21 protein-coding genes are annotated in these 26,103 nt (G+C 70.2%); 15 read left to right on the top strand and 6 right to left on the bottom strand.

What is annotated here, in order from left to right; genetic code table 11:
• Position 1: 1 nt before the first annotated feature.
• From GXW71_RS00810 to GXW71_RS00785, 6 genes are all read left to right on the top strand, one after another.
• On the top strand, positions 2-664 hold the full coding sequence (locus GXW71_RS00810; RefSeq protein WP_211850370.1) for an amino acid ABC transporter permease: 663 nt from the start codon (positions 2-4) through the stop codon (positions 662-664).
• The gene (locus GXW71_RS00805; RefSeq protein ID WP_211850368.1) at positions 661-1,374 is read left to right on the top strand and encodes an amino acid ABC transporter permease; all 714 of its coding nucleotides are present in this window, start codon (positions 661-663) and stop codon (positions 1,372-1,374) included. The genes GXW71_RS00810 and GXW71_RS00805 overlap by 4 nt, the downstream gene beginning before the upstream one ends.
• A 26-nt stretch (positions 1,375-1,400) precedes the next feature.
• A complete protein-coding gene (gene argH / locus GXW71_RS00800; protein ID WP_211850367.1) occupies positions 1,401-2,909 on the top strand; it encodes an argininosuccinate lyase in 1,509 nt (502 codons plus the stop codon).
• Positions 2,910-3,004: 95 nt separating this feature from the next.
• Positions 3,005-4,243 carry an ABC transporter substrate-binding protein gene (locus tag GXW71_RS00795; RefSeq protein WP_246526172.1) on the top strand — a complete coding sequence of 413 codons (1,239 nt, stop codon included), beginning with the start codon at positions 3,005-3,007 and terminating at the stop codon, positions 4,241-4,243.
• A 21-nt stretch (positions 4,244-4,264) separates the two neighbouring features.
• Positions 4,265-5,005: a cyclase family protein gene (locus GXW71_RS00790; protein ID WP_211850366.1), complete on the top strand. Its 741-nt coding sequence runs from the start codon at positions 4,265-4,267 to the stop codon at positions 5,003-5,005.
• 32 nt (positions 5,006-5,037) lie between these two features.
• Positions 5,038-6,393 (top strand): MmgE/PrpD family protein, encoded by a 1,356-nt coding sequence (locus tag GXW71_RS00785; RefSeq protein ID WP_211850365.1) that lies wholly within the window; start codon positions 5,038-5,040, stop codon positions 6,391-6,393.
• A 3-nt stretch (positions 6,394-6,396) separates the two neighbouring features.
• On the opposite strand, the gene GXW71_RS00780 is transcribed toward GXW71_RS00785, so the two are convergent.
• The 5 genes from GXW71_RS00780 to GXW71_RS00760 all read right to left on the bottom strand — a co-directional run bounded on the left by GXW71_RS00780 (position 6,397) and on the right by GXW71_RS00760 (position 10,801).
• Complete coding sequence (locus GXW71_RS00780) at positions 6,397-7,452, bottom strand: SDR family oxidoreductase (protein WP_211850364.1); 1,056 nt, start codon at positions 7,450-7,452, stop codon at positions 6,397-6,399.
• A 70-nt stretch (positions 7,453-7,522) separates the two neighbouring features.
• A complete protein-coding gene (locus GXW71_RS00775; RefSeq protein ID WP_211850363.1) occupies positions 7,523-8,473 on the bottom strand; it encodes a 2-hydroxyacid dehydrogenase in 951 nt (316 codons plus the stop codon).
• Between the two features lie 17 nt (positions 8,474-8,490).
• The gene (locus GXW71_RS00770) at positions 8,491-9,168 is read right to left on the bottom strand and encodes an RraA family protein (protein WP_211850362.1); all 678 of its coding nucleotides are present in this window, start codon (positions 9,166-9,168) and stop codon (positions 8,491-8,493) included.
• Between the two features lie 20 nt (positions 9,169-9,188).
• Positions 9,189-10,169 carry a Bug family tripartite tricarboxylate transporter substrate binding protein gene (locus GXW71_RS00765; RefSeq protein ID WP_211850361.1) on the bottom strand — a complete coding sequence of 327 codons (981 nt, stop codon included), beginning with the start codon at positions 10,167-10,169 and terminating at the stop codon, positions 9,189-9,191.
• A 158-nt stretch (positions 10,170-10,327) separates the two neighbouring features.
• Positions 10,328-10,801 (bottom strand): CYTH domain-containing protein, encoded by a 474-nt coding sequence (locus GXW71_RS00760; RefSeq protein ID WP_211850360.1) that lies wholly within the window; start codon positions 10,799-10,801, stop codon positions 10,328-10,330.
• A 228-nt stretch (positions 10,802-11,029) separates the two neighbouring features.
• On the opposite strand from GXW71_RS00760, the gene pstS reads away from it, so the two are divergent.
• From pstS to GXW71_RS00720, 8 genes are all read left to right on the top strand, one after another.
• Positions 11,030-12,079: a phosphate ABC transporter substrate-binding protein PstS gene (gene pstS / locus GXW71_RS00755; RefSeq protein ID WP_211850359.1), complete on the top strand. Its 1,050-nt coding sequence runs from the start codon at positions 11,030-11,032 to the stop codon at positions 12,077-12,079.
• Between the two features lie 62 nt (positions 12,080-12,141).
• Positions 12,142-13,845 carry a Na/Pi cotransporter family protein gene (locus tag GXW71_RS00750; protein WP_211850358.1) on the top strand — a complete coding sequence of 568 codons (1,704 nt, stop codon included), beginning with the start codon at positions 12,142-12,144 and terminating at the stop codon, positions 13,843-13,845.
• A 177-nt stretch (positions 13,846-14,022) separates the two neighbouring features.
• Positions 14,023-14,277 (top strand): hypothetical protein, encoded by a 255-nt coding sequence (locus GXW71_RS00745; protein ID WP_211850357.1) that lies wholly within the window; start codon positions 14,023-14,025, stop codon positions 14,275-14,277.
• 2 nt (positions 14,278-14,279) lie between these two features.
• Positions 14,280-15,716: a bifunctional enoyl-CoA hydratase/phosphate acetyltransferase gene (locus GXW71_RS00740; protein WP_211850356.1), complete on the top strand. Its 1,437-nt coding sequence runs from the start codon at positions 14,280-14,282 to the stop codon at positions 15,714-15,716.
• Positions 15,713-16,912, top strand: a complete 1,200-nt coding sequence (locus GXW71_RS00735) for an acetate/propionate family kinase (protein WP_211850355.1) — start codon at positions 15,713-15,715, stop codon at positions 16,910-16,912. The genes GXW71_RS00740 and GXW71_RS00735 overlap by 4 nt, the downstream gene beginning before the upstream one ends.
• A 101-nt stretch (positions 16,913-17,013) precedes the next feature.
• Positions 17,014-17,931, top strand: a complete 918-nt coding sequence (locus GXW71_RS00730) for a hypothetical protein (RefSeq protein ID WP_211850354.1) — start codon at positions 17,014-17,016, stop codon at positions 17,929-17,931.
• Positions 17,931-20,081, top strand: coding sequence for an adenylate/guanylate cyclase domain-containing protein (locus tag GXW71_RS00725; RefSeq protein ID WP_211850353.1), 2,151 nt, complete (start codon positions 17,931-17,933; stop codon positions 20,079-20,081). Before GXW71_RS00730 ends, GXW71_RS00725 begins: the two co-directional genes overlap by 1 nt.
• 17 nt (positions 20,082-20,098) lie before the next feature.
• A complete protein-coding gene (locus GXW71_RS00720; RefSeq protein WP_211850352.1) occupies positions 20,099-21,136 on the top strand; it encodes a patatin-like phospholipase family protein in 1,038 nt (345 codons plus the stop codon).
• Between the two features lie 156 nt (positions 21,137-21,292).
• Here the strand turns inward: GXW71_RS00720 and GXW71_RS00715 are convergent, their stop codons facing one another.
• Complete coding sequence (locus tag GXW71_RS00715) at positions 21,293-24,862, bottom strand: ABC transporter ATP-binding protein (protein WP_246526170.1); 3,570 nt, start codon at positions 24,860-24,862, stop codon at positions 21,293-21,295.
• Positions 24,863-24,979: 117 nt separating this feature from the next.
• Here GXW71_RS00715 and GXW71_RS00710 point away from each other — a divergent pair, with 117 nt between their 5' ends.
• On the top strand, positions 24,980-25,939 hold the full coding sequence (locus tag GXW71_RS00710) for a LysR substrate-binding domain-containing protein (protein ID WP_211850351.1): 960 nt from the start codon (positions 24,980-24,982) through the stop codon (positions 25,937-25,939).
• Positions 25,940-26,103: the final 164 nt, after the last annotated feature.

Raw genomic sequence — 26,103 nt, 5'->3', positions numbered from 1 at the left:
CATGGAATTCGACCTCGACTATCTGGTGCAGCAATTGCCGGCGCTCCGCGCCGGCCTCCTGCTCACCATGCAGGTGAGCGCGATCGCGATCCTGCTCTCGGTCGTGGTCGGGTTGCTCGGCGCCAGCGCGCGGGTGCTGCGGCTGCCGCTGCTCTCCCCGCTCATCGCCGCTTATGTCGAGTTCATCCGCAACACGCCGCTGCTGGTGCAGCTCTTCTTCATCTTCTTCGGCCTGCCGAGTTTCGGCCTGACCCTGTCGCTGTTCTGGTCGGGCGTGCTGGCACTCACGCTCTGGGCCGGCGCCTTCCAGGTCGAGAATGTGCGGGGCGGCCTGGCGGCGGTCTCGCCCGGGCTGGGCGAGGCGGCGCGCGCCCTCGGCCTCACGCGCTGGCAATATCTGCGCCTGGTCGGCCTGCCGCTGGCGGTCCGGAGCGGGCTGCCGGCCATGCTCAACACCGGCGTCTCGCTGGTGAAGAACAGCGCCTATGTCTCCGCGATCGGGCTGCAGGACCTGGCCGGCGTCGCCTTCGACCGCATCGCCAGTGATTTCCGCGCCTTCGAGATGCTGGCCGTGCTGCTCGTCGGCTATCTCGCCCTCGTGCTTTCGCTCAGTGCCGCCGTGCGGTTGCTGGAGCACCGGCTCCAGGCGCCGTTTCGCCGATGATCCACGATCTCTCCTTGCTCGTCGAGAACTGGCCGCTGCTGCTGATCGGGCTGCGCGCGACACTCTCGCTCGCTGCCGTCACCCTGCTTGCCTCCACCGTCTTCGGCGTGCTGCTCGGCACGCTCGCCACCGTGCGTGCCCGGCCGGTGCGCTGGCTGGTCGCCTTCTATGTCGAGACCTTCCGCGACATCCCGCTGATCGTGACCATCTTCACCATCTTCTTCGGCGCCCCTTTCCTCGGCGTGCCGCTGCAGCCCTTCCCGGCGGTGGCGCTCGGCCTGTCGCTCTGGGGGGCGGCGAATGGCGCCGAGATCGTGCGCGGCGGCATCCAGTCGATCCCGAAGGGCCAGATCGAGGCCGCGACCGCGCTCGGCCTGCATGCCTGGAAGATCTACCTGCTGGTGCTCTGGCCGCAGGCGCTCCGCGTGCTGCTGCCGGCCTTCACCGGGCTGTTGGCGCTCATCGTGCAATCCACCTCGCTCGGCGCCCTGGTCGGCGTCACCGAGTTCCTCAAGGCAGGTGGCCTGATCATCGAGCGCAGCACGGTGATGCAGGGCATCAACCCCGCCTTCGCGATCTACGGCTTCATCCTGCTCGTCTATTTCTCGATCTGCTCCGTCCTCACGGCGTTGTCGCGCCGGCTGGAGCGGCGCCTCGCAACCCAGGGCGGCGCCCGTGCGGTGCACGCGCCTGACCCCTCCAGCGTCTAAGCCACCCCGACGAAAGAAGAAGCGCCATGTCCGTCGCGTCCAAGGTCAGCCGCCGCCTCGCCGAGGGCATCGCCCCGGAGGTCATCGAACATATCTACGGCCCGCGCCTGGCCGGCGAGCTGGCCGCGACCTTCCCCTACTTGGGTGCCCTGAACGCGGCGCATCTCGTCATGCTGGCACGGCAGGCCATCCTGACGCCGGCGCAGGCTGGCGCCATCGCCACGGGGCTGTTGCAGATCGCCGAGGAAGGGCCTGATGCGATCACGCCTGATCCCGCGCTCGAAGATGCGTATTTCAACATCGAGGCGCGGCTGGTGACGCTGATCGGCGCCGACACCGGCGGCCGTCTCCACATTGCGCGCAGCCGCAACGACCTCTCGGCCGCGGTCGACCGGCTGCGCATGCGGGAGATCCTGCTGGATCTGCTGGATACGGCCACGGCGCTGCGGCGGACCTTGATCGCGCGCGGCGCGGCCTTCGCCGATGTGGTCATGCCCGGCTACACCCATCTGCAGCCGGCACAGCCCATCACCTTCGGCTTCTATCTGACCGGCCTCGCCTCCGCGCTCGAGCGCGACGCGGCGCGGCTGCTCGATGCCTGGCCGCGCCTCAACCTTTCGCCCATGGGGGCCGCCGCGCTGGCGACCACGACCTTCCCGGTGGACCGGACGCTCACTGCCCGGCTCCTCGGCTTCGATGGCGTGCTGGAGCATGCGCTGGATTGCGTGGCGAGCCGTGACTTCTCGGTCGAGATCGTCGCCGCGGCCGCGCAGATGAGCCTCACGCTCAGCCGCTTCGCCGAAGACATGCATGTCGCGGTCTCGCACGAATTCTCCTCGGTCGAGTTCCCGGATTCGGTCTGCGGCACCTCCTCGATCATGCCGCAGAAGAAAAATCCTGTGGTGCTGGAGCATCTGAAGGCCAAGGCAGCGCATGTGGTGGCGGGCTTCGCCTCGGCCGGCGCCTGCATCCGCGCGAGCCACTTCACCAACACGCTGGATGCGCATCGCGAGGGCCAGGCGATGATCTGGCCGGCGCTGGCCGAGGCCAGACGTGCACTTGCGCTTGCCGGCATCGCGGCCGCGACCGTGACGCCGAAGGCGGATCTGCTGTTGGCGCGAGCGCGCGCGAATTTCTCAACCGCGACCGATCTCGCCGATGCCCTGGTGCGCCGCGCCGGGCTGGATTTCCGGACGGCGCATCACGTGGCCGGCGCCGTGGTCCGGCACCTGATGGATGCCGGGCTGCAGGCGCATGAGGCAACGGTCGCGATGGTGGATGCCGCCGCGCAGGAGGTTGCCGGCCGGGCGGCGGGCCTGGATGCGGAGACGGTGGCGGAGGCGCTCGATCCCGTGCGCTCGGTCGCGGCGCGCAAGGTGACCGGCGGCACCGCCCCTGCCGAGGTCCGCCGCATGGCCGCGCGCATGGCGGAGAGCCTCGCGAGGGATGAGGCGCTGACCGCGGGCTGGCGCGCGGGGATCGCCGCCGCCGAGGTGGAACGCGGCGCTGCTGTCCGCGCCCTCGCGGGGCGCTGATCACCCACTGCTATTCCCCAGCCGCGCGTTCACCCCCATGATGCCGTGCAGGGCACCGCACCGAAGCGCGGGCATCAGGGAAGGGGAACGGGCCGATGGGTGCCAATGAGGGCGCAAGCCGCAGGACATTGATGCTGGCCAGCGGCGGGCTCGCCGCCGCGGCGATCTGGCCCGCCGGACGCGTGCTGGCCCAGGCATCCGATAATGTGGTCAAGATCGGGGTGCTGGACGACATGTCCGGCGTCTTCGCCGACCAGCAGGGCATGGGCGATGTCGTCGCCGCGCGCATGGCGATCGAGGATTTCGGCGGCCGGGTGCTGGGCGCGCCGGTCGAGCTGGTCTTCGGCGACCTGCAGAACCGCCCCGATGTCGGCATGGGCATCGCACGCCGCTGGTACGACCAGGAGAAGGTCGATGCCATATTCGGCCTCGGCAACTCGGCCGTTGCCCTCGCGGTGCAGCAGCTCACGCGGGAGAAGGATCGCATCAACATCTCGGTCGCCGCAGGCACGACCGAGCTCACGGGGCGTGGCTGCACGCCGAACGGCGTGCACTGGACCTACGACAACTACGCGTTGGCGCGCGGCACCGTCTCCGCCATGGTCGCGGAGGGCAAGCGCCGCTGGTACTTCATCACCTCCGATTACGCCTTCGGCCACTCCCTGGAGGCCAATGGCACGGAGGCCGTCCGCAAGCTCGGCGGCGAGGTGCTCGGCTCAACTCGGGCGCCCCTCAACGAGAGCGACTTCTCCGCGCATCTGCTGCGCGCCGCGCAGTCGGGCGCCCAGGTGGTCGGGCTCGCGGTCGCCGGCAATGATCTGATCAACGCGGTGAAGCAGATGGGCGAATTCGGCCTGCTCCGCCGCGGCATCCAACCCGCGGCGCTGCTCTGCCTCTTGACCAATGTCCGGGCGATCGGGTTGCAGACCGCGCAGGGGCTGATCTTCACCGAGGCCTATTACTGGGATCAGAACGACGAGACCCGCGCCTTCGCCACCCGTTTCGCGCGCCTGCATGGCCGGCCGCCGACCATGTTCCAGGCGAGCATGTGGGGGGCAGTGACGCATTACCTGAAGGGCGTGCAGGCCGCCGGCACCGACGCGGCGGGAGCGGTCATGGCGAAGATGCGGGAGCTGCCGATCAACGACTTCATGACGCGCAATGGCCGCATCCGGGAGGATGGCCGCGTCATCCGCGACATGTACCTGATGCGCGCCAAGCGCCCCGCAGACTCACGCAGCGAATGGGACCTGCTGGAGGTGGTGCAGACCATTCCGGGTGACCAGGCCTTCCGACCTGCGGGGGAAAGCGAATGCCCGGCGCTGCGGCGCTGACTGCGCAGCGGAGGTTCTGCGATGTGTGACCCGAAGGAAACCCGCGGTCAGGGATGGCGCGGCTGGCAGGCCCTGCCGCAGCCGGCCGCATCCATCCCCGACGGCCCCTGGCTCGATCTCTCCCACCCGCTCAACGCGGCCATGCCGCGGGTGCCGGTCTTCCCGGCCCCGGTGTTCCGACGGCTGAAATGCATGCCCGCGGATCCGCTGAACGTCACCGAGTTCAGCATGGTCGTGCATATCGGCACCCATATCGACGCACCCTGCCATTTCTTCATGGATGGACCGGCGCTGGACGCGATTCCATTGCCCCGCCTGCATGGCCCAGGCGTCGTCTGGAAGCTCGACGGCCTCAGGCCCGACAGCCTGATCGGCGTGCCGCAGCTCGAAGCGGCGCGTCCGCTGCTCCGTCCTGGCGATATCCTGGCGCTCGACACCGGCTGGTCGCTGCTCGCCGGCAGCGACGCCTATGAGGATCACCCGAGCCTGGCGCCAGAGGCGGCGGAGTGGCTCGTGGCGCAGGGCGTCAAGCTTCTCGCCTGCGACATCCCGACGCCGGACATGCCGGTGCATCGCCGCCCGCTCGGCTTCGACTGGCCGGTGCACAAGCGCCTGCTGCGCGACGGCGTTCTGATCTGCGAACATCTGCGCGGCCAAGGCGCGCTGGCCGGCCGACGCGCCGAGTTCATGTTCAACGCCCTCAACATCGAAGGCTCCGACGGCTCGCCCGTCCGGGCCGTCGCGCGCGCCATCCGCGACTGAACCCGCGATTACGCGATATTCCGGAGAGAGTGATGACCACGAAGGCACTGGCCGAATTCGTCGCCGGGCTACGCTACGAGGACCTGCCCGAGGTCGTCATCAGGCAGGCCTGCCGGCTGGTCCTGGACGCCATCGGCTGCGCCGTCGCCGCCTGGGCCGAGGATCCTGGGAAGGCCCGCATCGCCCGCGACATCGCCGCGCTCTATCCCGCCTCGCCCGGCGCCGGCGTCATCGGCGCTTCCGGCATCGCCGCCCAGCCCGCCTTCGCGGCGCTGGCCAACGGCATCCTCATCAACGCCGCCGACAATGACGATACCCACAAGCGCGCCTTGCTCCATGTCGGCTCCGTCGTGGTGCCGACGGCCCTCGCCCTCGCCGAGACTGAGCGCCTCTCCGGCCGCGAGCTGATCCTGGCACTCGTCGCCGGCTACGAGGTCGCGGTGCGCATCGGCATGGCGGTGATGCCAAGCCACTACCGCTTCTGGCATTCGACCGCGACCAATGGCACCTTCGGCGCCGCCGCGGCGGCAGCGAAAGCGCTCCGCCTCGATGCCGAGGGCGTGCGGCGGACGCTCGGCCTCGCCGGCACCCAGGCCGCCGGGCTCAACACCTTCTTCGAATCCGGCGACATGACCAAGAGCATCCATCCCGGCAAGGCGGCGTTGAACGGCGTGCTCTCCGCCCAGATGGCCCGCCTCGGCGCCACCAGCCCCCCGGGAATCCTCGAGCATCCGAAGGGCTATCTCGCCGCCTTCTCCCTGGAGCCGAAGCCGGAAGCGCTCACCGCCGGCCTCGGCACCGATTGGGAGATCCTGCAGAACGGCTTCAAGTTCTTCCCCTCGATCCTCGCCAGCCATTCGCCGATCCAGGCGACCCTCGCGATCGTGCAGCGGGAGGCCATCGATCCCGCGCGGATCACGCGCATCACCAACGAGACCTACAGGACGGTCGGCACGCATTTCTCCAGCAAGGATGTCGGCTCGGTAATGGCAGCCCGCGTCTCGGTGCCCTACTGCATTGCGGTCGCGGCGGTGGACCGGACACTGACCCAGGCGCAATTCGCGCCGGCGCGGATCGAAGATCCGATGGTCCGCCAAGTGTTGTCGCGCACCGAGGTCATCGCCGATCCGGAGCTCGACAAGCTCTACCCGGCGAAGTTCCCGGCCCGGGTCACGATCACGCTCGACGACGGTCGCGCCTTCAGCGAGACCGTGATGCTGCCCAAGGGCGATCCCGGCGCGCCACTCAGCGATGACGAGCTCGACGACAAGTTCCGCGCCAATTGCGCGGGGCTGCTGAACAAGCCGGCGATCGACCGGCTGCACGCCGCCATTCTGGGGTTGCCCGGGGCTGATACGGTCGCGGGCTTCACCGCTCTGACGCACTGACGATCAGGCAGGGGGCAGGATGTCCGCCGCCCGGTAGCCGGCGATCTGCCCGGCGAACATGGCCCAGCTATCGACGAAGCCCGTGAAGCCGGCGGCGCGGGCCGCCGTCATCGAGGCGAGCACGTCGTAATCCATGCCGAAGAAGAAATCGGCGAAACTCCAACTCGCGACCTGGTCGAGCGGCAAGGCGAGGCCATGGCGCTGCCGGATCGCCTCCCAGACGGATTCTTTGTCGGCCATCCAGTGCGCCATCGACATACTGCGGACGGTACCGGCCCTGACGCCGAACTGCTCGGCCAGGAAAGGCCAGAGATCGGACCAGCGGAAGCAATCGCCATTGGTCATGTTGAAGGCACGATTGGCGCAGCGCGGCTCGCCCAGCATCCACAGGACGCCTTCGGCCAGCAGCCTGGCATCCGTCACCTCGTGCAGCGCGCCCCAGGTGCCGGGCTTGCCCGGGAAATCGAAAGGCACCCGCAGCTCGTGGCAGATCGCGGCATAGGCGCCGAGCGTCGAGACCATGTTGCGCGCACGGCCCGGCGCCACATCCAGCACGAAGTTCGGCCGGCTCGCGCTCCAGACCCAGGCCTTGCCGTGCTGGCGTGCGGCGATGAAGTCCTGCTGATCGTAGTAGAAATTGGGCGGCATGTGCCGCGGGTCGTCCTCGCGTGCCGGCGTGCGGTAGGGGCCGATATGCAGCCCGTACCACTTGCCGCCATGCACCAGGTGGATATGCGCGAGGCGCGGCAGGCTGGCTTCGGCGGCATCCACCAGGTTGCGCAGCATGCGGAGATTGCCCGCCACATCCTCGACGCCGGTTTCGCCATGCGGCGCGCGGGAGGCGTAGACGATGTGCGTGATGTCCGGCCGCGTCGCCAGGGCCTCGGCCAGCCCGGAGCCGCTGTTGAGATCAGCGGTCAGCCAGGGGACCGATGGATCCGGGCGGTTCCGGGACAGGCCGACCACCGTGTTGCCGGGCGTCGCCTGGCCGTGCTCCAGGATCCGGCTGGCAGCGGCGCCGGTCGCTCCGACGATCAACGTGACCCGCGTGTTGTCCACGAGACCTCCTCCCACCCTTGTCGCGGAGAGAGAGTGGCCGACCCCAGTGAGAAGGCCAATGGCTGGCGCTTCACCGCACCGGCGTCAGCACGCGTCCGCTGCGCAGGAAGGCGCGGAGATTGTCCAGCACCAGCCGCTCCATCGCCTCCCGCGTCTCCCGCGTCGCGCTGCCGACATGCGGCGTCAGCACGACGTCGTCGCTCGCGCGCAACGCCGCCGGAGCGCCAGGCTCATCCTCCACTACGTCAAGGCCGGCGCCGCCGAGGCGGCCTTCCTCCAGCATGCGGATCAGCGCCGCCTGGTCGACGACCGAACCGCGCGCGATATTGACCAGGATGCCCCGCGGCCCCAGCGCTTCCAGCACCGAAGCGGAGACCAGGTGGCGCGTTTGCGGCCCGCCGGGGCAGGCGACGATCAGGAAATCGCTCCATTCCGCCAATGCCATCAACGAAGGCTCGAAGCCATATGGCGTATCCGGTCGCGGCGCGCGGCCGTGATAGCGGACCTCCATGGCGAAGCCCTGGCCACGCCGCGCGATGGCGGCGCCGATCCGCCCCAGCCCGAGCACGCCCAGGCGCTTGCCGGAGACGCGGGTGGAGAGCGGGAATTCACCCAGCGCGCGCCAATGCCCATCGCGAACATAGCGGTCAGCGGCGCCGATCCGCCGCGCCGCGGCGAGCATCAGCGCCCAGGCGAGGTCCGCGACGCAGTCATCGAGGACATCGGGGGTATTGGCCACCTGGATGCCGCGCGCATGCGCGGCATCTGTCGCGATGGTCTCGAAGCCGACGCCCCAACTGCTGATCGCCCGCAGCGCCGGCAGCGCCGCAATCAGCGCGGCGTCGCAGCCACGCCGGACCGAAGTCGCGACGCAGGTCACTTCGGCACCATGCGCTGCGAGCCAGGCTTCGGCATCCGCCTGTTCCCAGAGGCGCACGGCGGCGAATTCCTCCCGCAGACCCTGATCCGCCAAGGGGCCGATCGGGGCGAGTTGGAGGACGAGCGGGGCATCGGTCCTCACTCGCTGCATAGCCGCGGTCAGGCTGCGCCGGTCTTCTGCGGCGGCAGGTAGCCGGCCGCCGCCGCAGCCGCGGCGAAACTCTCGCCGGCCCTGAGCCGCTCCTCCACCTGGGCATCCACCGCGTTGATGCGCTCGGCCTGTTCCAGTGCCTCCTGCAATCGGCCGCGCGGCACCACGATGATCCCGGTATCGTCGCCGACCACCAGATCACCCTGCGACACGCGGATGCCGCCGACGGTCACCGTACCGCCCATCGGCTGCAGCCGCAGCCGGCGCTTGCCGGTGGTCGGCGCGACCCAGCGGCTGGCGAGCCAGAGGCCGGTCGCCTTGATCTCATCGACATCCCGGCAGGCGCCGTCGATCACGACGCCGGTTGCGCCGCGCTGGCTGGCCGCGAAGGAGGCGAGGCCTCCGAGCGTCGAGATCGGCGCGCCGCCGACATCGACCATCAGGATCTTGCCCGGGCCGGTGGCGGCGACCAGCGTGCCGACCGCGAAATCGGCCTTGTCGAAATCGCCGAAGCGGCCCGGCACCTGCCGTGCGGTGACCGCGAAGCCGCAGATGCGGCCGCTGCCGCTCCGCTGCGTGATGCCCTGCAGGACCCCTTCGACGCCCAGCTCGTCCAGCGCATCGGACCAGGTACTGACGCCGATGCCCGCGCAGCGGGCCAGCAATTCCGTCTCGGTCGCGTCCATCGGCTCCATCTCCTGCCTGGTCAATTGATCTGCGCGCCGGAGATCCGCACGGCTTCTGCCCAGCGCGCGGCTTCCTGCTGAATGAAGGCGTCGAACTGTGCCGGCGCCAGGTTGTTCACCTCGGCGCCCATCTCGACCAGCCGCCGCGTCATGGCGGGGTCCGCGACGATGCCGGAGATATCCTGGTAGATGCGCTCGCGCAGCGCCCCCGGCAGCCCCGCGGGCGCGAAGGTTCCGAACCAGGTGGCGAATTCGAACTCGGCCATTCCGGCCTCGGCGAAGGTCGGCACATTGGGCAGCGCGCTCATGCGCCGCCCATGCGCGAGCGCGATCGCCTTCAGCTCCCCGCTGTTGATGTAGGGAAGCACGGCCGACAGGGTCGCGAAGGCGAATTGCACCAGGCCGCCGAGCAGGTCGGTGATCATGGGCGCATCGCCGCGATAGGGCACGTGCTCCGAGGTGATGCCCGTCTTGCCCTTGAAGAGCTCCGCGGTCAGATGCTGCGCCGTGCCGTTGCCGGTGGAGGCGACCGTCACGCCCTGCGGCTGCGCCTTCGCCCAGGCGATGAATTCCTGCAGGGTATTCGCCGGCACCGACTTCGCAGTCACCATGACCAGCGGCACCGTGGCGGTCAGCGTGATCGCCGTGAAGTCGCGGATCGGGTTGTAGGGCAAGGTCCGGTAGAGGCTCGCGCTGATGGTGTGGGCGGAGGTGGTCTCGAACAGCGTGTAGCCATCAGGCGCCGATTGCGCGACCACCTGAGCGCCGATCGTGGCGCCGGCGCCGGCACGGTTCTCGACCACCACCGGCTGACCCCATTTGGTCGTCAGCTTCTCGGACAGGAGGCGGGCGACGACATCTGTGGCGCCACCGGCCGGATAAGGCACGATGAAGCGCACTGGCCGCGCCGGATAGGCCTGCGCCCGGGCGTCACCGGCCGGGGAAGCGAGAAGCCCGAGCCCGCAGAGCGCGCCGAATGAGCGGCGCTGGATTTTCCTCAAGACGTTCCCCTTCCTTGCGATTGGCGAAGGGTTTGCGCGCATCGCTCCGGAGTGGCTAGACGGTCGATACTGCCAATCGTGGCGATGGAATTATTGATAACGACCCGAAGCACGGCCTGGTGGCGGCGCGCCTTGCCGAAGCAATCGGCCCTGTCGGCTCAGAGTGTCGGAATCCGAGCCGCGCGTGCGAGGTTGGCGTTCTGGAAGCGTGCGTCGCCCGAGACCTCCGCCCCGACCCAGCCTGGCAGCGCGATCGCCTGATCGGCATCGGTGAGCTCGACCTCCGCCATCACCAGGCCAGCGAGGTGGCCGCCGAATTCATCGACCTCCCACACCAGATCGGCGTGGCGCACGCGGGTGCGCTGCTTCTCGATCAGCGGCCCGGCGCAGTGTTCGGCGAGCAGCGCTTCTGCATCCGCCGCGGGGATCGCGTACTCGAACTCGGCGCGGGTCTTGAGCCCCGGCCCCTTGAGGGTCAGCACGCCGCGATCACCTTCGAGGCGGACGCGAACCGTCATGCCGTCGCCGCCGGTCGCGATATAGCCCTGGCGCATGCGCAATGCCGGGCCGATCGCGGCATCCCGCCACGTCTCACCAATGACGAGGAACTTGCGCTCGATTTCGACAGGCATCGGGATTTTCCGGTTGCGTCAGCATATACAGATACACGCATCACGCGCGCATATCCTGCCATATTGCCCTGCATCCGGCACGGTTTCATCCAAGCATCATTTGCCCGCTTTGTTGCGTCGCCTTAACCACAACTCCATGAGAGCGCTAGGAAAAGCCGGTCCACATGACCGGAACGCGCTGCGGCAGATGGCCGCGCGTGGCGTCCTCTGCGCCCAACGGAGGATGTGATGGCAAGGCGGATTTTCGTGGCGGCCCTGTTCCTGACCATCGCTCTGCTCGCGGCGATCCCCGCGCAAGCCCAAGGATTTGTAGGGGCGGGCTCGACCTTCGCTCATCCGATCCTCGCGCGCTGGGGGCAGGTCTTCTCCACCTTGCAGGGCGAAGGCGGTGGCGCCGTCGCGGTCGATGGCGGCTTCGACTACGAACCGGTCGGCTCTCTGGCGGGTGTCCTTCGCGTCATCCAGGGTGCCGTCGAGTTCGGCGCGACCGACGTGCCGCTCTCGCCCGAGGAGTTGGCCCGGCACGGGCTCATGCAGTTCCCCTTCGTGACTGGCGGCATCGCGGTGGTCGCGAATTTGCGTGGCGTGGCGACCGAACAGCTTCGCCTCTCCGGCGCGGTGCTGGCCCGCATCTATCTCGGCAGCATCACCCGCTGGTCGGATCCGGCGATCGGGGCGCTGAACCCAAATGTCACGCTGCCCGATGCTCCGATCGCGGTCATCCGGCGCGAGGATGGGTCCGGCACCACCTATAATTTCGCCGCCTATCTCGCCAGCGCCAGCCCGGATTGGCGCCAGCAGGTCGGCGTCGACACCCAGCTTCGCTGGCCGACCGGCACCGGTGCCCGCAGCAACAGCGCCCTCGCCGAGCGGGTGCAGGCGACCGAGAACGCGATCGGCTTCGTCGATGCGAGCCAGGTGGCGCGCCTCGGCCTCCGCACCGTGCTGGTCGAGAACCGCGCCGGCCGCTTCGTGGCGCCCAATGCGCAGAGCCTGCAGGCCGCGATGGCGACCACCGCCTGGGATCCGGCACGGCATTTCCATCAGCCGCTCGCCACCCCCGCCGGCGAGGATGCCTATCCGATCACCGCCACCGTCTTCGCGCTGATGCCGCGGCGCCCTTCCTCCCGCGGCCGCGCGCGCATGACCCAGGAATTCTTCCGCATGGCGCTGACCGAGCGCGGCGGCGATGCCACTGCCCTTGGCTACGTCCCGCTGCCGGAGCCGGTGGTGCGCCAGGTCACCGCCTACTGGACCGCCCAGGCCGGCGCGCGCTGACGCGCGCATCGGCCCGCCTTCGCCCATAAGCTTCAACCGCCGCCCAGGAGACTTGATTCCCCATGCAAGTCGATCTCTTCACACAGGTCCTAGTACCTGTCATCGGCGGCCTCGGCATCTTCATGCTGGGCCTCGAATTCATGTCGAACGGCATCCAGGCGCTCGCCGTCAACCGGATGCGCGACCTGCTCGGCCGCTTCGCCGGAACCCCCGTCAAGGGCGTGCTGGCCGGCACCCTGATCACCGGCATCATCCAGTCCTCGACCGCGATGTCGGTCATGGTCGTGGGCATGGTCAATGCCGGCGTCGTCGGGCTGCGACCGGCGATCAGCGTCATCATGGGCGCCAATATCGGCACCACCCTCGGCAACGGCCTCATCGCCCTGCCGCTCGGGCCGCTCGGGCTGCTGTTCGGCGGCATCTTTGCGTTGGTCTACATCTTCGCCAAAAGCGAGAAGATGAAGAACATCGCGCTCGCCTGCATGGGCTTCGCGCTGATCTTCTACGGCCTGAACCTGATGACCGGCGGCCTGCGCCCGCTGCGCGCGATGCCGGAGGTGATGTCCGTCATCTCGGGCCTGCGCGCCGACAGCTTCATGGGTCTCTTGATCTGCGTCGGCACCGCGGCCTTCATCACGGCGCTGATCCACTCCTCCTCGGCGACGATCGGCATCGTCATGGGCCTCGGCTCGGCTGGCGTGCTGGATTGGCAGACCGCGGTCGCCTTCTCGCTCGGCGCCGACCTCGGCACCACCATCACCTCCTGGATGGCCTCGCTCAACCTCTCGCGCAACGCCAAGCGTGCGGCCTATGCCCATATCTCCTTCAACATCATCGGCGTGCTGATCACCATCCCGCTCTTCTTCATCTCCATGGATGTGCTGCGCTGGGCGATGGGCTGGTTCGGCGGCGACCCCGGCGTGCCGGTGGTGATCAACGGCCGCGAGACCTTCCCGCTGGTCCCGGTCGCGGTCGGCCTCTACTCCACCTTCTTCAACATCTTCAACACCGCGCTGCTGTTCCCCTTCACCGGCGTGTTCGAGCGCGTGCTGTCCCGCGTCGGCCGCGATGCCTCGGAGGATGAGGAGGACTACTCGGTACCGAAGTACCTGCAGGCGGAGATGTTCGGGAACCTGCCGGTGGCGGTGCCAGCGCTGCAGCAGGAGATCGACCGCTACCTGCAGGGCAGCGCGCTCTATCTCGATAGCGCCCGCGGCGCGCCCAACGCCCCGAAGGACCTGGACGAGCATCACTTGGCGCTCGACACGCTGAGCCGCGACACCCGCACCTTCGCCTCGCGGCTCTTCGTGCCCGGCATGCCGCATGCCCATGCCGATCTGGTCGCCAGCCTGATCGAGGAGGCCGATTTTGCGGCGAGCGTCGGCGAGACGCTGCACCAGACCGCCCGCCGGGTGAAGCGCGAGCAGTTCTCCCCGGATGCGCGGGAGCTGGTCGATGCGGCGCTGGACAATATCGGCAATGCGCTGCGCTCGGTGCTGCCGGGCGCGGCCCCCTCGGCCGGCCGGACCGAGAGCCGTGACCAGGACCTACTCGACCTACGCGCCCGCTGCCTGCGGCTGGGCGACGCCGTGAAGCCGGCCGAGCGGGGGGCCATCCTGACCCTGCTGGGCAGCGCGGAACGCGCCTCGCTGCTGATCGCCCGCCTCGATGCCGAACGTCGGTCGGTTCCGCGCGTGGTCAGCACGGCTGCCGACGAGACCCGGGACCCGAGCTTCGGCGGCGTCGCCGCCGTGCCGGCGGAGTAAGGCACAGACGGGGCGGCGCCTTGGGCGCCGCCCCCGCAAGGCTGGCCCTAGCCTCCAGCCATCACGGTCCGTCGGCTGAGGAGGCGAGGCGATGCGCAAGGCGATCCCGGCGGCCGAAGCCGCGTCCCTCGTGCCGGATGGCGCCAGTATCATGGTCGGCGGTTTCATGGGCGTCGGGTGATCGTCGCCGTGCAGCATGCGGCGCGCGGTGTGTCCAAGATCGTGCCGGAGCTGTCCCTGCCGCCGACCGCCGGCCGTCGTGTCAGCCTGGTGGTGACCGATCTCGCCGTCTTGAAACCGACCGATGATGGCCTGGTGCTGCACGAACGCGCACCCGGTGTCAGCATCGAAGCCGTGGTGGCGGCGACCGCGGCGGCGCTGCTGATCCAGGGCGACGTGCCCGAGATGCCCATCCTGGTGGAGGCTGCCTGATCATGTCGCGCACCGATGACAAGCATGTCCGCCTGCCTTCGCTGATCGGCCGCACCTGGGATGAGATCGCGGTCGGCGAGAGCGCCCACCTCGTCCGCACCTGCACGCCGAACGACCTGGTCGTCTTCGCGCATGCCTCGGGCAATGTGAACCCGTTGAATCTGCCGGATGAGGCCGAGCAGGAAGCCGGCGTTGCGCCGGCCGCGCCCGCGATGTGGGGCGGCTCTTTGTTCTCCGCGGTGCTCGGCAATCAGCTCCCCGGGCCGGGCACGATCTATCTCGGCCAGACGCTCCGCTTCCACGACCGCCTGTATCCGGGCGAGGAGGTCACCGTCGCCGTCGAGGTCCGCGAGAAGCGGGCCGATCGTGTGGTGGTGCTCGATTGCCAGCTCACTGGGCCGGGCGGCAGGCTGGTCGTCGGGGGTGAAGCGACGGTGCAAGCGCCCGCTGCCCGGCTGATCACCGACGGCGTGCTGCTGCCGGCGCTGGCGTTGCGCAAGCGCGGCAAGTTCGAGCAGCTCCTGGCTGCCTGCCGCGGTGCGCCGCGGCTGCCAACCGCGGTGGTGGCGCCGACCGACGACAATTCCCTGGGCGGCGCCTGGGAGGCGACGAAGGAAGGGCTGATCGAGCCGATCCTGGTCGGGCCGGAAGCCGCCATCCGCGCCGCCGCCGACGCGATCGGCTGGCCCCTCGACGGCGTGCGCATCGAGCCAACGGTGACCGCCCATGCCGCCGCCGCACGGGCCGTCGCCATGGTGCATGAAGGTACCGCGCAGGCGGTGATGAAAGGCAATATCCATTCCGACGAGGTGCTGGCCGAGGTCACCAAAGCGGAAGGCGGGCTGCGCGCCGGGCGCCGTATCAGCCATGTCTTCGTGCTCGACGTGCCGGGGCGGGAGGCACTGCTGTCGATCACCGATGCGGCGATCAACATCCTGCCCGACCTGCTCACCAAGGTCGACATCACCCAGAACGCCATCGACCTGGCGCGCGCCATCGGATTGGCAGAACCGCGCGTCGGCGTGCTGTCCGCCGTCGAGACGATCAATATCAAGATCCCCTCCACCCTCGATGCCGCGATCCTCTCAAAGATGGCGGAGCGTGGGCAGATCAAGGGTGGCATCGTCGACGGGCCGCTGGCGATGGACAATGCGGTCGATCTCGGGGCGGCGCAGACCAAGGGCCTCCACTCCTCGGTCGCCGGCCGCGCCGATGTGCTGGTGGCGCCCAATCTCGAAGCCGGCAACATGCTGGCCAAGCAATTGGTGTTCATGTCCGGCGCCGACACGAGCGGCCTGGTCTGCGGCGCCAAGGTCCCGGTGATGCTGACCAGCCGCGCCGATGACGAGCATGCGCGGCTGATGTCGGCCGCCCTCGCCGTGCTGTACCAGCATTGGCGAAGCACCGGCACCTCCCTGGTCGGGAGCGCCATATCGTGACGGGCCTCGTCCTGGTGCTCAACGCCGGCTCCTCCTCGATCAAGTTCACGGTCTTCGCCGCGGCGCCTGAGGGACCGGAGCCGATCGCCAGCGGGCAGATCGAAGGCATCGGCGCCGCGCCGCATTTCTTCGCCCGCGACGCGGCTTGGCAGGTGCTGGTGGATCGGCGTTGGGATGGGGAGGATGCGCCCCGGCATCACGCCGCGGCGCTCGCGGTGCTGATCGGCTGGCTCGACGACAGCCTCGGCGAGCGGCCGATCATCGCCATCGGCCACCGCGTGGTGCATGGCGGGCCAGACCTCGCCGCGCCGGTACTGGTCGATGCCGCCATCCTGGCGCAGATCGAAGCACTGGTGCCGTTGGCGCCGCTGCACCAGCCGCACAACCTGGCCGGCATCCGTGCCGCCGCGGAGGCTTTCCCAGGCGTGAAGCAGATCGCCTGCTTCGACACTGCCTTCCACCGCGCCAAGCCTTGGGTAGCCGATACCTTCGCCCTGCCTCAGCGCTTCTATGCGCAAGGCATCCGCCGCTACGGCTTCCATGGCCTGTCCTACGAATACATCGCCGCCAGCCTTGCCGCCGAGGATCCGGCGCTGGGCGCCGGCCGCCTGGTCGTCGCGCATCTCGGCAACGGCGCCAGCCTCTGCGCCATCGCCGGCGGGCGCTGCGTCGACACCAGCATGAGCTTCACGGCACTCGACGGCGTGCCGATGGGCACCCGCAGCGGCCAGATCGATCCTGGCGTGCTGCTGCATCTGATGCAGGCAGAGTCGATGGACACCGATGCGCTGACCCGCCTGCTGTATCACGAGAGCGGCCTCAAGGGCCTCTCCGGCGTCAGCCAGGACGTGCGCGAGATCGAGGCCGCCGGCACGCCGGAGGCCGAGGGGGCGCTGGCGCATTTCGCCTATCGCGTGCGGCGCGAGATCGCGGCCCTGGCCGCGGCAATGGGCGGCCTCGATGCGCTCGTCTTTACCGCCGGCATCGGCGAGAATGCGCGCGCGCTGCGCGGGCAGATTTGCGAGGGCCTCGGCTTCCTCGGCATCGCAGTGGACGCGGAGCGCAACCGCGCCAATGCGCCGGAGATCACGGCGCCAGGCGCCACCGTCCGGGTGCTGATCCGCCGCACTGACGAGGAGCGCATGATCGCCCGGCACGCGCTCGCGCTGCTTCGCGACACGGTCTGCGCGGGCTGACGCGGCGCGCCGCGGGCGACGTCCGATGACAGCGCCATGAAGCTTGCCCGAAACCGCCGGAAATCCCGTTCCGCCGTCGTGACAGCGGGGCTGCGGCGAGCTTGTATCATGGCGTTTTGGTCGCGCTGACGCCCTCCATCCTCCCCGCCGCGCCCGCCTCGCTGGCCGAGGCGGAAGCGTATTTCCTTGCCCGCCGCGCCGGCCCGCCGGATGCCGCGGCGGCGGGCGAGGCGGCGATGCGCTGGGCGCTCGGCGATGCGCTGCCGGCATGGCCAGCGCTGCTGCACGCGGCGCAGGCGATCGGCGCCGCCGTGGAGCGGCATGGCGCGGGCTTCCCGCCCGGGGCGGAACCCGCCTATCACGATCGTCATCACCAGGCTGAGGCCGGACTGGCGATGGGTTGGCTCTGCGGCGCCGCCCGCGCCGCCGGGCTGCTGAGCGCCGAGCAGGCGGGGATCGGCGTGCTCGCCATGGCCGGGCACGACCTGCTGCATGACGGGACCGAGACCGGCCCGCCCGGCCGGCTGGAGGCGCAATCCGCCGCTGCGACCGCGGCCATCGCCGCGGCCAGCGGCGTCGTGCCCGCGACCGCGGCCCTGGTGCATGACCTCATCCTCTCGACCGAGTTCACCCGGCCGCTCGGACCTGAGCTGCTGCCGCACCTGGCGCGGGAGGCCGACCTGATGGGCAGCCTTTGCCCGGTGCTCGGCTGGCGATTGAGCGAGGCACTCGCCGCCGAGCGCCGCGCCGCCGGCCACCCGGCGCCGGACCATGTCGCGAGCTTCGCCGGCCGGCTCGGCTTCCTCCATATCCTGCCGACGGCGACGCCGATCGGAGTGGGTTTCGGGCTGGAAGCCGCGGGCCGTGCACAGATCGCCGCCTTCGGCCGCGCGGCGCAGCGCCTGGGCCTCATCGACACCGCACCGGATGCGGCGGCTGCGGCACTCGATAGGCTGCCGCGCGACCAGGCCCGTGCCCTCTATGACGCGGCACTCGCCCAGAGCGAGGGTGGCGCCTGATGCCGCGGCTGCGCCTCAGCTTCACGGTCACGCTGCTCACCGCCTTCGCGCTGATCTTCACCTTGGGCGTGGCGGCGGTGGTGCTGGTGTTCCGCGCGACCGGCGGCGAGGTCGCGGTCGCGACCGCCGAGCGCAGCCTGGCGCAGGCGGCGCAGCTCGTCGCCGCACGCAGCCGCGCATTGCTGCGCCCGGTGCTGACCACCACCGGCGTACTGCCCGATTTCCACCCCTTGGCGGAGGCGACCACGCCTGGGCAGAGCGATGTGGCGGCCCTGCTGCGCATCCTGGCGGTCGAACCGGCCGTGCAGGGCGTCTCGGTTGGCTTCACCGACGGCACGCTGCGGCAGGTGCTGCGCTTCGCCGCGCTGGCGCCCGAGGTCACGCGCCCGGCCGGCCCGCCGATCGGGACAAGCTTCGTCCTGCGGGAGAGCGAGGGGGATCCGGCCGGAGGACCGCGCCGGGAGCACTGGATCTTTCTCGGTGACGACCTGTTGCCGATCGGGGAGCGTCGCTTCACCGGCACCGCCGGCGATCCGCGCGATGCGCCGTGGTACCGCCAGGCGCGCGGGCCGGGGGCGGTTCGGGTCTCGCCGCTCTACGATCTGCCGCTGCTCGGCCGTCCGGGGCTCAGCGTCAGCAATGCGCTGCCGAGCGGCGGCGTGCTGGCGCTCGACATCACGCTGGAAGGCCTGAGCGCCTTCCTCGCAACCCAGCGCGTCAGCCCCAATGCCACGCTGTTCCTGTTCGACGCCGACGGCATCCTGCTGGCCCACCAGGATCCGACGCGCGCCGTGCAGCGCCTGGGCGAGGGTGCCACCGCGCGGACCACCTGGCTCGCGCTGCCGAACGCCGCCGATCCGCTGCTGCGTGCCTTCTGGACCGCCTATGCCTCGGCCGCGCTCCGTCCCGGCGAGGATGCGCGGCTCAGCCTCGCCGGCCAGCCGATCCTGGTGCGCATGGAGCCCGTCATCGACATCGCCGGGCCGCCGCTGCTCGCCGTGGTGGCGGCACCGCTCGACGACTTCACCGCCCCGGTGCTGGACGGGGTCCGGCGCGGCACGTTCTTCGCCCTCGGCGCGCTGGCGATCGGCCTTGCCGGCATCACCCTGCTGGCCTGGCGCGTCGGCCGCCCGCTTGGCCGGCTGACACGGGAGGCGGAAGCAATCCGCCGCCTCGAGCTCGACAATCCGCTCCGCCTCGACAGCCGCATCACCGAGGTGCAGCGCCTCGGCGGCGCGATGGCGGCGATGAAGGCAGCACTCGCCAATTTCGCCGCCTATGTGCCGCATGACCTTGTGCGTCAGCTGGTCAGCACCGGCGAGGCGGCGCGGCTCGGCGGCGATCGGCGGCCGCTGACCGTGATGTTCACCGATGTCGAGGGCTTCACCACGCTCGCCGAAGCGCTGGAGCCCGAAGAGGTGATGCGCCTCACCTCGGCCTATTTCGAAGCGTTGACCACGCGCCTGCTGGCCGACCACGCGACGATCGACAAATACATCGGCGACGCGGTGATGGCGCTGTGGAACGCGCCCCGCCGCGAACCTCGCCATGCCGCGCAGGCCTGCCTCGCCGCCTTGCGCGCGCGGCAGGTGAGCCTGGAGCTGGAAGCCGAGTTCGTGGTGCGCGGTTGGCCGGCGCTGCACACCCGCTTCGGCGTCCATACCGGGGAAGCGGTGGTGGGCAATATCGGCTCCTCCGACCGGCTCAGCTACACCGCCATCGGCACCATGGTGAACCTCGCCTCCCGGCTCGAGGGGCTGAACAAGTTCTATGGCACCGGCATCCTGATCTCAGAGGCGACGCGGCGCGGTGCCGGTACGGCGTTCCTGTGCCGTCCCGTCGATCTGGTGCTGCCGAAGGGCGCGCGCCGGCCGATCGAGATCTTCGAGCTGCTCGGCCTCGCCGAGCCGGCGCCGGAGGATGCAGCCCTTGCCGTCGCGTCCTCGATCCGCGCCGGGCTCGATGGCTGGGCCGCGGCGGTCGCCGAATACCGGGCCGGGCGTTTCGCCGCGGCACTGGCGGGGATCGAGGCGCTGCCAGCCGATGGCGCCGATCCGCTGCGCGCCACCTATGTCACGCGGCTCAGAACGCTGCTGGCGGACCCACCGCCGCAGGGCTGGTCGCCGGTGATCGGCTTCAACGACAAATGACCGAGGCGAGCACGACCATGCCCGACAGCAATCAAGCCGTGCAGACGCGCAAACGCATCAAGCTCGCCCTGCAGGGCGGCGGTTCGCATGGCGCCTTCACCTGGGGCGTCCTGGACCGGCTGCTGGCCGATGACCGGATCGAGATCGAGGCGGTGGTCGGCACCAGCGCCGGCGCGATGAATGCGACGGTGCTGACCGACGGGCTCGGGGCCGGCGGACCGGCGTTGGCGCGCGACATGCTGCGCCGTTTCTGGAATGGCGCGGCGGCGCTGGCCGCCCGCTCGCCGATCCAGCCGACGCCGTTCGATCGCGCGGCCGGCCATGGCGGGCTGGAGTATTCCCCGGCCTGGCATGCGGCCGACCTGCTGTCGCGCATGTTCTCGCCCTACGAGCTGAATCCGCGGAACCAGAACCCGCTGCGCGACCTGATCGCCAGCGTGGTGGATTTCCCGCGGCTCCGCGCCGCCGTCACGCCGCGTCTCTTCGTCTGTGCCACCAATGTGCTGAATGGCCGCCTCAAGGTCTTCGAGCATGCGGAGATGACACCGGAGGCGGTGATGGCCTCGGCCTGCCTGCCCATGCTGTTCCAGGCCGTCGAGATCGATGGCGAGCATTACTGGGATGGCGGCTACTGCGGCAACCCGCCGATCTTCCCGCTGATCTACATGGGGGGTGCCCCGGATATCCTGATCGTGCAGCTCAACCCGATCAACATCCCGGAGGTGCCACGCGACGCGCGCGCCATTCTCGACCGGGTGAACACGCTGTCCTTCAATTCGAGCCTGATGCGCGAGATGCGGATGATCAAGTTCATGACCGACCTGATCGACCGTGGCGAGCTCGACGGCAGCCGCCACACGCGGGTGAACATCCATACCATCAGCGCCGAGGAGGAGCTGGCGCGCAGCGGCGCTTCCTCCAAGCTCAATGCCGACGCCGCCTTCCTGAAGGCGCTGTACACGCTTGGCGTGGCGCGGGCCGACGCCTTCCTCGCCGAGCATTTCGACGATCTCGGAGCGCGCTCGACGACCGACCTGGCGGCGAAGTTTTTCTGACCTCAATCGCCGGCGCCGGCATCCGCCGGCTTGGCTTGCGCGCTGTCGGGTGTGCGCTGGCGACAACGGTCGGTCGCGCGCGGGGCCGCCTTCGCGGCCCCGGAGCATCGCTACGCTCGCTCCGCAGAGGCTGATGGCGGCCTCCGGCCGCCTGCGTCACTCCGCGGCTATTGTTCCAGCCATCTGCCAGGCAACCAGCCGGGCATAGGCGCCGCCGCGCGCCAGCAGCTCGGCGTGGCTGCCGCTTTCCACCACCCTTCCATCCTGCATGACGAGGATGGCGTCGGCATTGCGAATGGTGGAGAGGCGATGCGCGATGACCAGCACGGTGCGGTCCTGCATCAGCGCCTCCAGCGCCGCCCGCACCTGCGCCTCGCTGATGGCGTCGAGGTGGGAGGTCGCCTCGTCCAGCACCAGCACCGGCGCATCCTTCAGGAAGGCGCGCGCGATGGCGATGCGCTGGCGCTGGCCGCCCGAGAGCTGCACGCCGCGTTCCCCGACCGGTGTGGCGAGACCCTGCGGCAGGCCGGCGACGAAGGGTGTCAGCGCGGCATTCCCGATGGCGCGGACCAGGTCCTCGGCGCTCGCCTCCGGCCGGGCCAGGCGGATATTCGCTTCCAGCGTGTCGTTGAACAGGTAGGTGTCCTGCGCAACCAGCGCGACGTGGCGCCGCAGCCCATCCAAGGTCAGCCGGCGGAGGTCGACGCCATCGAGCGTCACTCGCCCCTCCTGCGGATCCCAGAAGCGCAGCAGCAGATTGGCGACGGTGGACTTGCCGGCACCGGAAGGTCCGACCAGCGCCACCGTCCGCCCCGCGGGCACCACGAGATCGAGGCCGGCCAGCGCCGGCCGCGCCCGGCCCGGATAGGTGAAGCGGAGGCTTTCGAAACCGACCGCCGAACCACCCCTGGGCGCCATCGGCTCCCGCTCGCCATCGGTCACCAGCGGCTCTTCCCGCTCCACCACCCGCAGACGACGGGTGGACGCGATGGTGTCGGCGAGCTGCCGTCCGACCTGCGCGATCTCGGAGACCGGCAGGAAGGCGGCGATCGCCAGCAGGATCAGCAGCGGCAGCAGCGCGGCGTCGAGCCGCCCGGCCGCGACCAGCGCCGCACCGGTCGCCGCGACCGCGAGCCCGCCAAGGCCGGTCGCGACTTCCAGACCAGCCGAGGCGCGCGACTGATCATGCAGCAGCGCGAGCCGCCGCCGCTGATACGCCGCGACATGATCGAGGAAGGCTTGCCGGCGCGCCGGCACCGCCTGGAAGGCGAGCAGGTCGGCCAGGCCCTGGATGGTCTCGGTCACATGCGCGCCGATGCCGCCGAGCGCCGACCGCGCCTCCCCGCCCATGCGGTCGATCCGGGCGCGGCCGAGCAGCGGGGACAGCGCGGCGTAGAGCAGGAAAGGCAGCAGCGCGAGGGCCAGCGGCCAGGCGGCGATGGCCAGCACCGCCAGCACCGTTGCCGGCACCAGAGCCGCGACCACCGCGGGCGCGATGGTATGGGCGTAGAAATACTCCACGGTCTCGACATCGGTCGTCGCCAGCGACACCAGGTCGCCGGCGCGGCGACGCAGCAGATAGGCGGGGCCGAGCGCATCCAGCCGCGCGAAAAGCGCGATGCGCATCTCGGCGAGCAGCCGATAGGCCATGTCATGCGCCAGCCAGGACTCCAGCCAGTGCAGCCCACCCGCCAGCGGCGCCGCCACCAGCAACGCGACCGAGAGTGCCAGGATCGGCGCATTGTCGCGCAAGGCGGCGATCAGCAGCGCGCCCAGCACGCCCACGCCGATAAAGGCAATGACGCGGCCGATGCCGAACAGCACGGTCAATGCGAGCTTGCCGCGCCAGGGGATGATGTAGCGGATCAGGCTCGCCAAGGTCTCCCGCCAGCCGATCGCCGCGGCGTCGGCGGCGATGTCGCGCGGCTCTGGTCCTGCGGCCTCGTTCGCCGCAGTGGCGGGCGCGGTGGTGATGCGGTCGAGGACAAGGCTGTCGGACGGCGCCCGTTCCGACGCCTGGCCACCCATCAGCCGGTGATAGGTGCCGCCCTGGCGCATCAGCGCGGCATGGGTGCCGCTTTCGACGACGCGGCCCTGGTCGAGCACCAGGATCCGGTCGGCGCCGATCACGCTGGACAGGCGATGCGCCAGGATCAGCGTGGTGCGGCCTTGCATCAGCCGGTCCAGCGCCTGCTGGATCACCGCCTCGTTCTCGGCATCCACGGCCGAAAGCGCCTCGTCCAGGATCAGGATCGGCGCGTCGCGCAGCAGGGCGCGCGCGATCGCGAGGCGCTGCCGCTGGCCACCCGACAGGCGCGCGCCGCGTTCCCCGATCACCGCGTCGTAGCCACCGGGCAGGGCCAGGATGAAGTCATGCGCATTGGCGGCGCGGCAGGCGGCCTCCAGTTTCGCATCGGTCGCCTGCGGCCGGCCGAGACGGAGGTTCTCCGCCACCGTGCCGTGGAACAGGGTGCTGTCCTGGGCGACGATCGCGACCTGGGCGCTGATGCTGGCCGGATCGATGCCGCTGAGATCCTGGTCAGCGATGCGGATCACCCCCGCCTGCGGATCATGCTGGCGCAGCAGCAGCCGCAGGATCGAGGATTTGCCGGCACCGCTCGGCCCGACGATGCCGACGCATTCGCCGGCCGCTATCGTGAAGGACAAGCCGTCATGCGCCGCCTGGCGCCCGCCGGGGTAGGCGAAGCGCACGCCGTCGAAGGCGATGGAGGCGCCGCCGTCGAGACGCAGCGCCGCACCGCCCGGCGTCACTGCCGGCGTCGCGTCCAGCAGCGCATGGATGCCGATGGCCGCGGATTGCCCGACCATCCCCTGGTGCAGCACGGAGCGCAGGTCGCGCAGCGGACGGAAGATCTCGGTGCCGGCCATCAACACCACCAGCAACGCCTCCAGGCTCATCTCGCCGGCACCGACGCGATGCGCGCCGAGGATCAGCGCCACCGCGGCGCCGAGCGCCATGCCGGTATCGGTGATGCCGCGCGTCACCACGCCGAGCGCCAGCACCCAGAAGGTACTCTGGTAGAGGGCCCGCGCCTTGGTCGCGAGCTTTTCGCCGTAGCTCCGGCTCTGGCCGAAGGCCTGCAAGGTCGGCAGGCCCTGGACCGCGTCCAGGAACTCCGCACCGAAGGCCTTGAAGGCCTTTTGCCGGACCATCGCGGCGCGGCGGTCCGCGCGGTGTACGAGCGCCGGCAGCACCAACGTCAGCAGCGCGGCGGAGAGAAGCACCAGCGCCACCGGCACATCCCAGAAGGCGATGAAGGCGAAGATCGCGATCGGCGCGCAGGCGGCGATGGCAAGCTGCGGCAGGTATTGGCCGAAGAAGGTCTGGAGCTGCTCCACCCCATCGACCATGGACAGCATGACGCCGCCGGTGCGCTCACCCGCGAACCAGGCGGGGCCGAGCGCCGCGATGCGGTCGAACAGCGCGGTCCTGAGCCGGGTCTGCACGGCGGCCGCGGTGCGATGGGCCGCCGCGGTGCGGGCATGGTCCAGCAGCCCACGCAGCAGCACCGCCGCGACCGCGCCGGCCAGCGGCCAAAGGACCTCGGCCAGCCCGGCGCCACCGAAGACCCGGGCCAGGACGACACCCAGGAAGGCGAAGCGCGCGATGCCGGCGGCCAGCGCCAGCAGCCCGAGCAGGGCACCACCCAGCATCGCGAGCCTGAGGCCTTCGGTCAGGCGCCACAGGCGAAGATCGAAATACATGCGTGAAATCCCATCGCGGCCCGCGTGACTCGGGCGCCCCTGCCAGGATGCTGGGCGCCGGGACGCCCCGCGGCAAACGCATGCTTTTCATTAGCTGTTGAGCTATATTGAACGGCGATGCCCGCCGCCCTGCCCCCCCTCCCGGCGCTTCGCGCCTTCGCCGCCGTCGCCCGCGAAGGCAGTTTCGCCCGGGCCGCCGCGACGCTGAATGTCAGCACCAGCGCGGTCAGCCATCAGATCCGCACCCTGGAAGACCAGCTCGGCACGCCGCTGTTGACCCGCGCCCGCAATGGCGCCGGCCACAGCCGCACCGGGCCCACCGAAGCCGGCGCCGGGCTGCTGGCGGCGGTGGAGGAAGCGCTGGCCCGCCTGGCCGATGCCTGCGACACGGTCAGAGACCGGGCGAAGCGCCCGCGGCCGCTGCTGATCGTCTGCGGCAATGGCTCGCTCGCCTCGCTCTGGCTGGCGCCGCGGCTGGCCGCCTTCGCGAGCCTGCATCCTTCTGTCGCCTGGCACATGCGGGCCGTCGAGGCCGAGGCGCCGGACCTGGTGGCGGAAGGGATCGACCTCGCCATCCTGCGGGCACGGCCAGGCGCGGTGCTGCCGCCCGACCGGCTGCTGTTCGAGGAGACGGTCTTCCCGGTCTGCAGCCCGGCGCTCGTTGCCACCGGCGCGGAGGCGCTGCTGCGCCTGAACCTGCTGGAGGAGGAAAGCAGCAGCCCGGAGAAGGCCTGGCGGCACTGGCTGGCCCTGCTCGGCCTGCCGCCCGCCCGCGGCCGCATCGTGCGGTTCAGCGGCTTCAACCAGGCGATCGGCGCGGCGATCGCCGGCGCCGGCGTCGCCCTCGGCCGTTCGCCGATGGTGGATGCGGAGCTGGCGGCCGGGCGGCTGGTGCGGCTCTTTGCGCCCATCGCGCTGCCCGGCTCCTGGGTCTTCACCCTGCGCACCCGGCCCGGGCTGGCGCGCGACCCGCATGTGGCGCAGCTCCGCGATTTCCTGCTCGCGGCGGCGGCCGATCGGAAGACCCTGGAAGCACCGCCCCTTCTGGATATCCCGGCAGCCGGACCCAGGCCGTGACGCCGGACGGACCTTCCGCGAACCGGCATGGCCAATCCCATCGCCGGCACTGTGACCATGGTCGCAGCGGCTTCGGCGCCGAAGCTGGCAAGCGGACGCCGGGGCCATGCTCGAAGACGATTGCTTAAGGCGATTTTTACCGGGCATTGAGCCCTTCGTGCGAG

The sequence above is a fragment of the Plastoroseomonas hellenica genome, from assembly GCF_018129085.1.
GTDB classification, from domain to species: domain Bacteria; phylum Pseudomonadota; class Alphaproteobacteria; order Acetobacterales; family Acetobacteraceae; genus Plastoroseomonas; species Plastoroseomonas hellenica.
Note: the sequence above shows the minus strand (reverse complement) of the source record. Positions and strands in the feature narration are given on the sequence as shown.

Coding starts and splice junctions, on each gene's coding strand:
- GXW71_RS00790 (WP_211850366.1), top strand. CDS start 4,265: ATGTGTGACCCGAAGGAAACCCGCGGTCAGGGATGGCGCGGCTGGCAG.
- GXW71_RS00810 (WP_211850370.1), top strand. CDS start 2: ATGGAATTCGACCTCGACTATCTGGTGCAGCAATTGCCGGCGCTCCGC.
- GXW71_RS00805 (WP_211850368.1), top strand. CDS start 661: ATGATCCACGATCTCTCCTTGCTCGTCGAGAACTGGCCGCTGCTGCTG.
- GXW71_RS00785 (WP_211850365.1), top strand. CDS start 5,038: ATGACCACGAAGGCACTGGCCGAATTCGTCGCCGGGCTACGCTACGAG.
- GXW71_RS00795 (WP_246526172.1), top strand. CDS start 3,005: ATGGGTGCCAATGAGGGCGCAAGCCGCAGGACATTGATGCTGGCCAGC.
- GXW71_RS00710 (WP_211850351.1), top strand. CDS start 24,980: ATGCCCGCCGCCCTGCCCCCCCTCCCGGCGCTTCGCGCCTTCGCCGCC.
- GXW71_RS00750 (WP_211850358.1), top strand. CDS start 12,142: ATGCAAGTCGATCTCTTCACACAGGTCCTAGTACCTGTCATCGGCGGC.
- GXW71_RS00720 (WP_211850352.1), top strand. CDS start 20,099: ATGCCCGACAGCAATCAAGCCGTGCAGACGCGCAAACGCATCAAGCTC.
- GXW71_RS00725 (WP_211850353.1), top strand. CDS start 17,931: ATGCCGCGGCTGCGCCTCAGCTTCACGGTCACGCTGCTCACCGCCTTC.
- pstS (WP_211850359.1), top strand. CDS start 11,030: ATGGCAAGGCGGATTTTCGTGGCGGCCCTGTTCCTGACCATCGCTCTG.
- GXW71_RS00760 (WP_211850360.1), bottom strand. CDS start 10,801: ATGCCTGTCGAAATCGAGCGCAAGTTCCTCGTCATTGGTGAGACGTGG.
- GXW71_RS00770 (WP_211850362.1), bottom strand. CDS start 9,168: ATGGACGCGACCGAGACGGAATTGCTGGCCCGCTGCGCGGGCATCGGC.
- GXW71_RS00740 (WP_211850356.1), top strand. CDS start 14,280: ATGTCGCGCACCGATGACAAGCATGTCCGCCTGCCTTCGCTGATCGGC.
- GXW71_RS00715 (WP_246526170.1), bottom strand. CDS start 24,862: ATGTATTTCGATCTTCGCCTGTGGCGCCTGACCGAAGGCCTCAGGCTC.
- argH (WP_211850367.1), top strand. CDS start 1,401: ATGTCCGTCGCGTCCAAGGTCAGCCGCCGCCTCGCCGAGGGCATCGCC.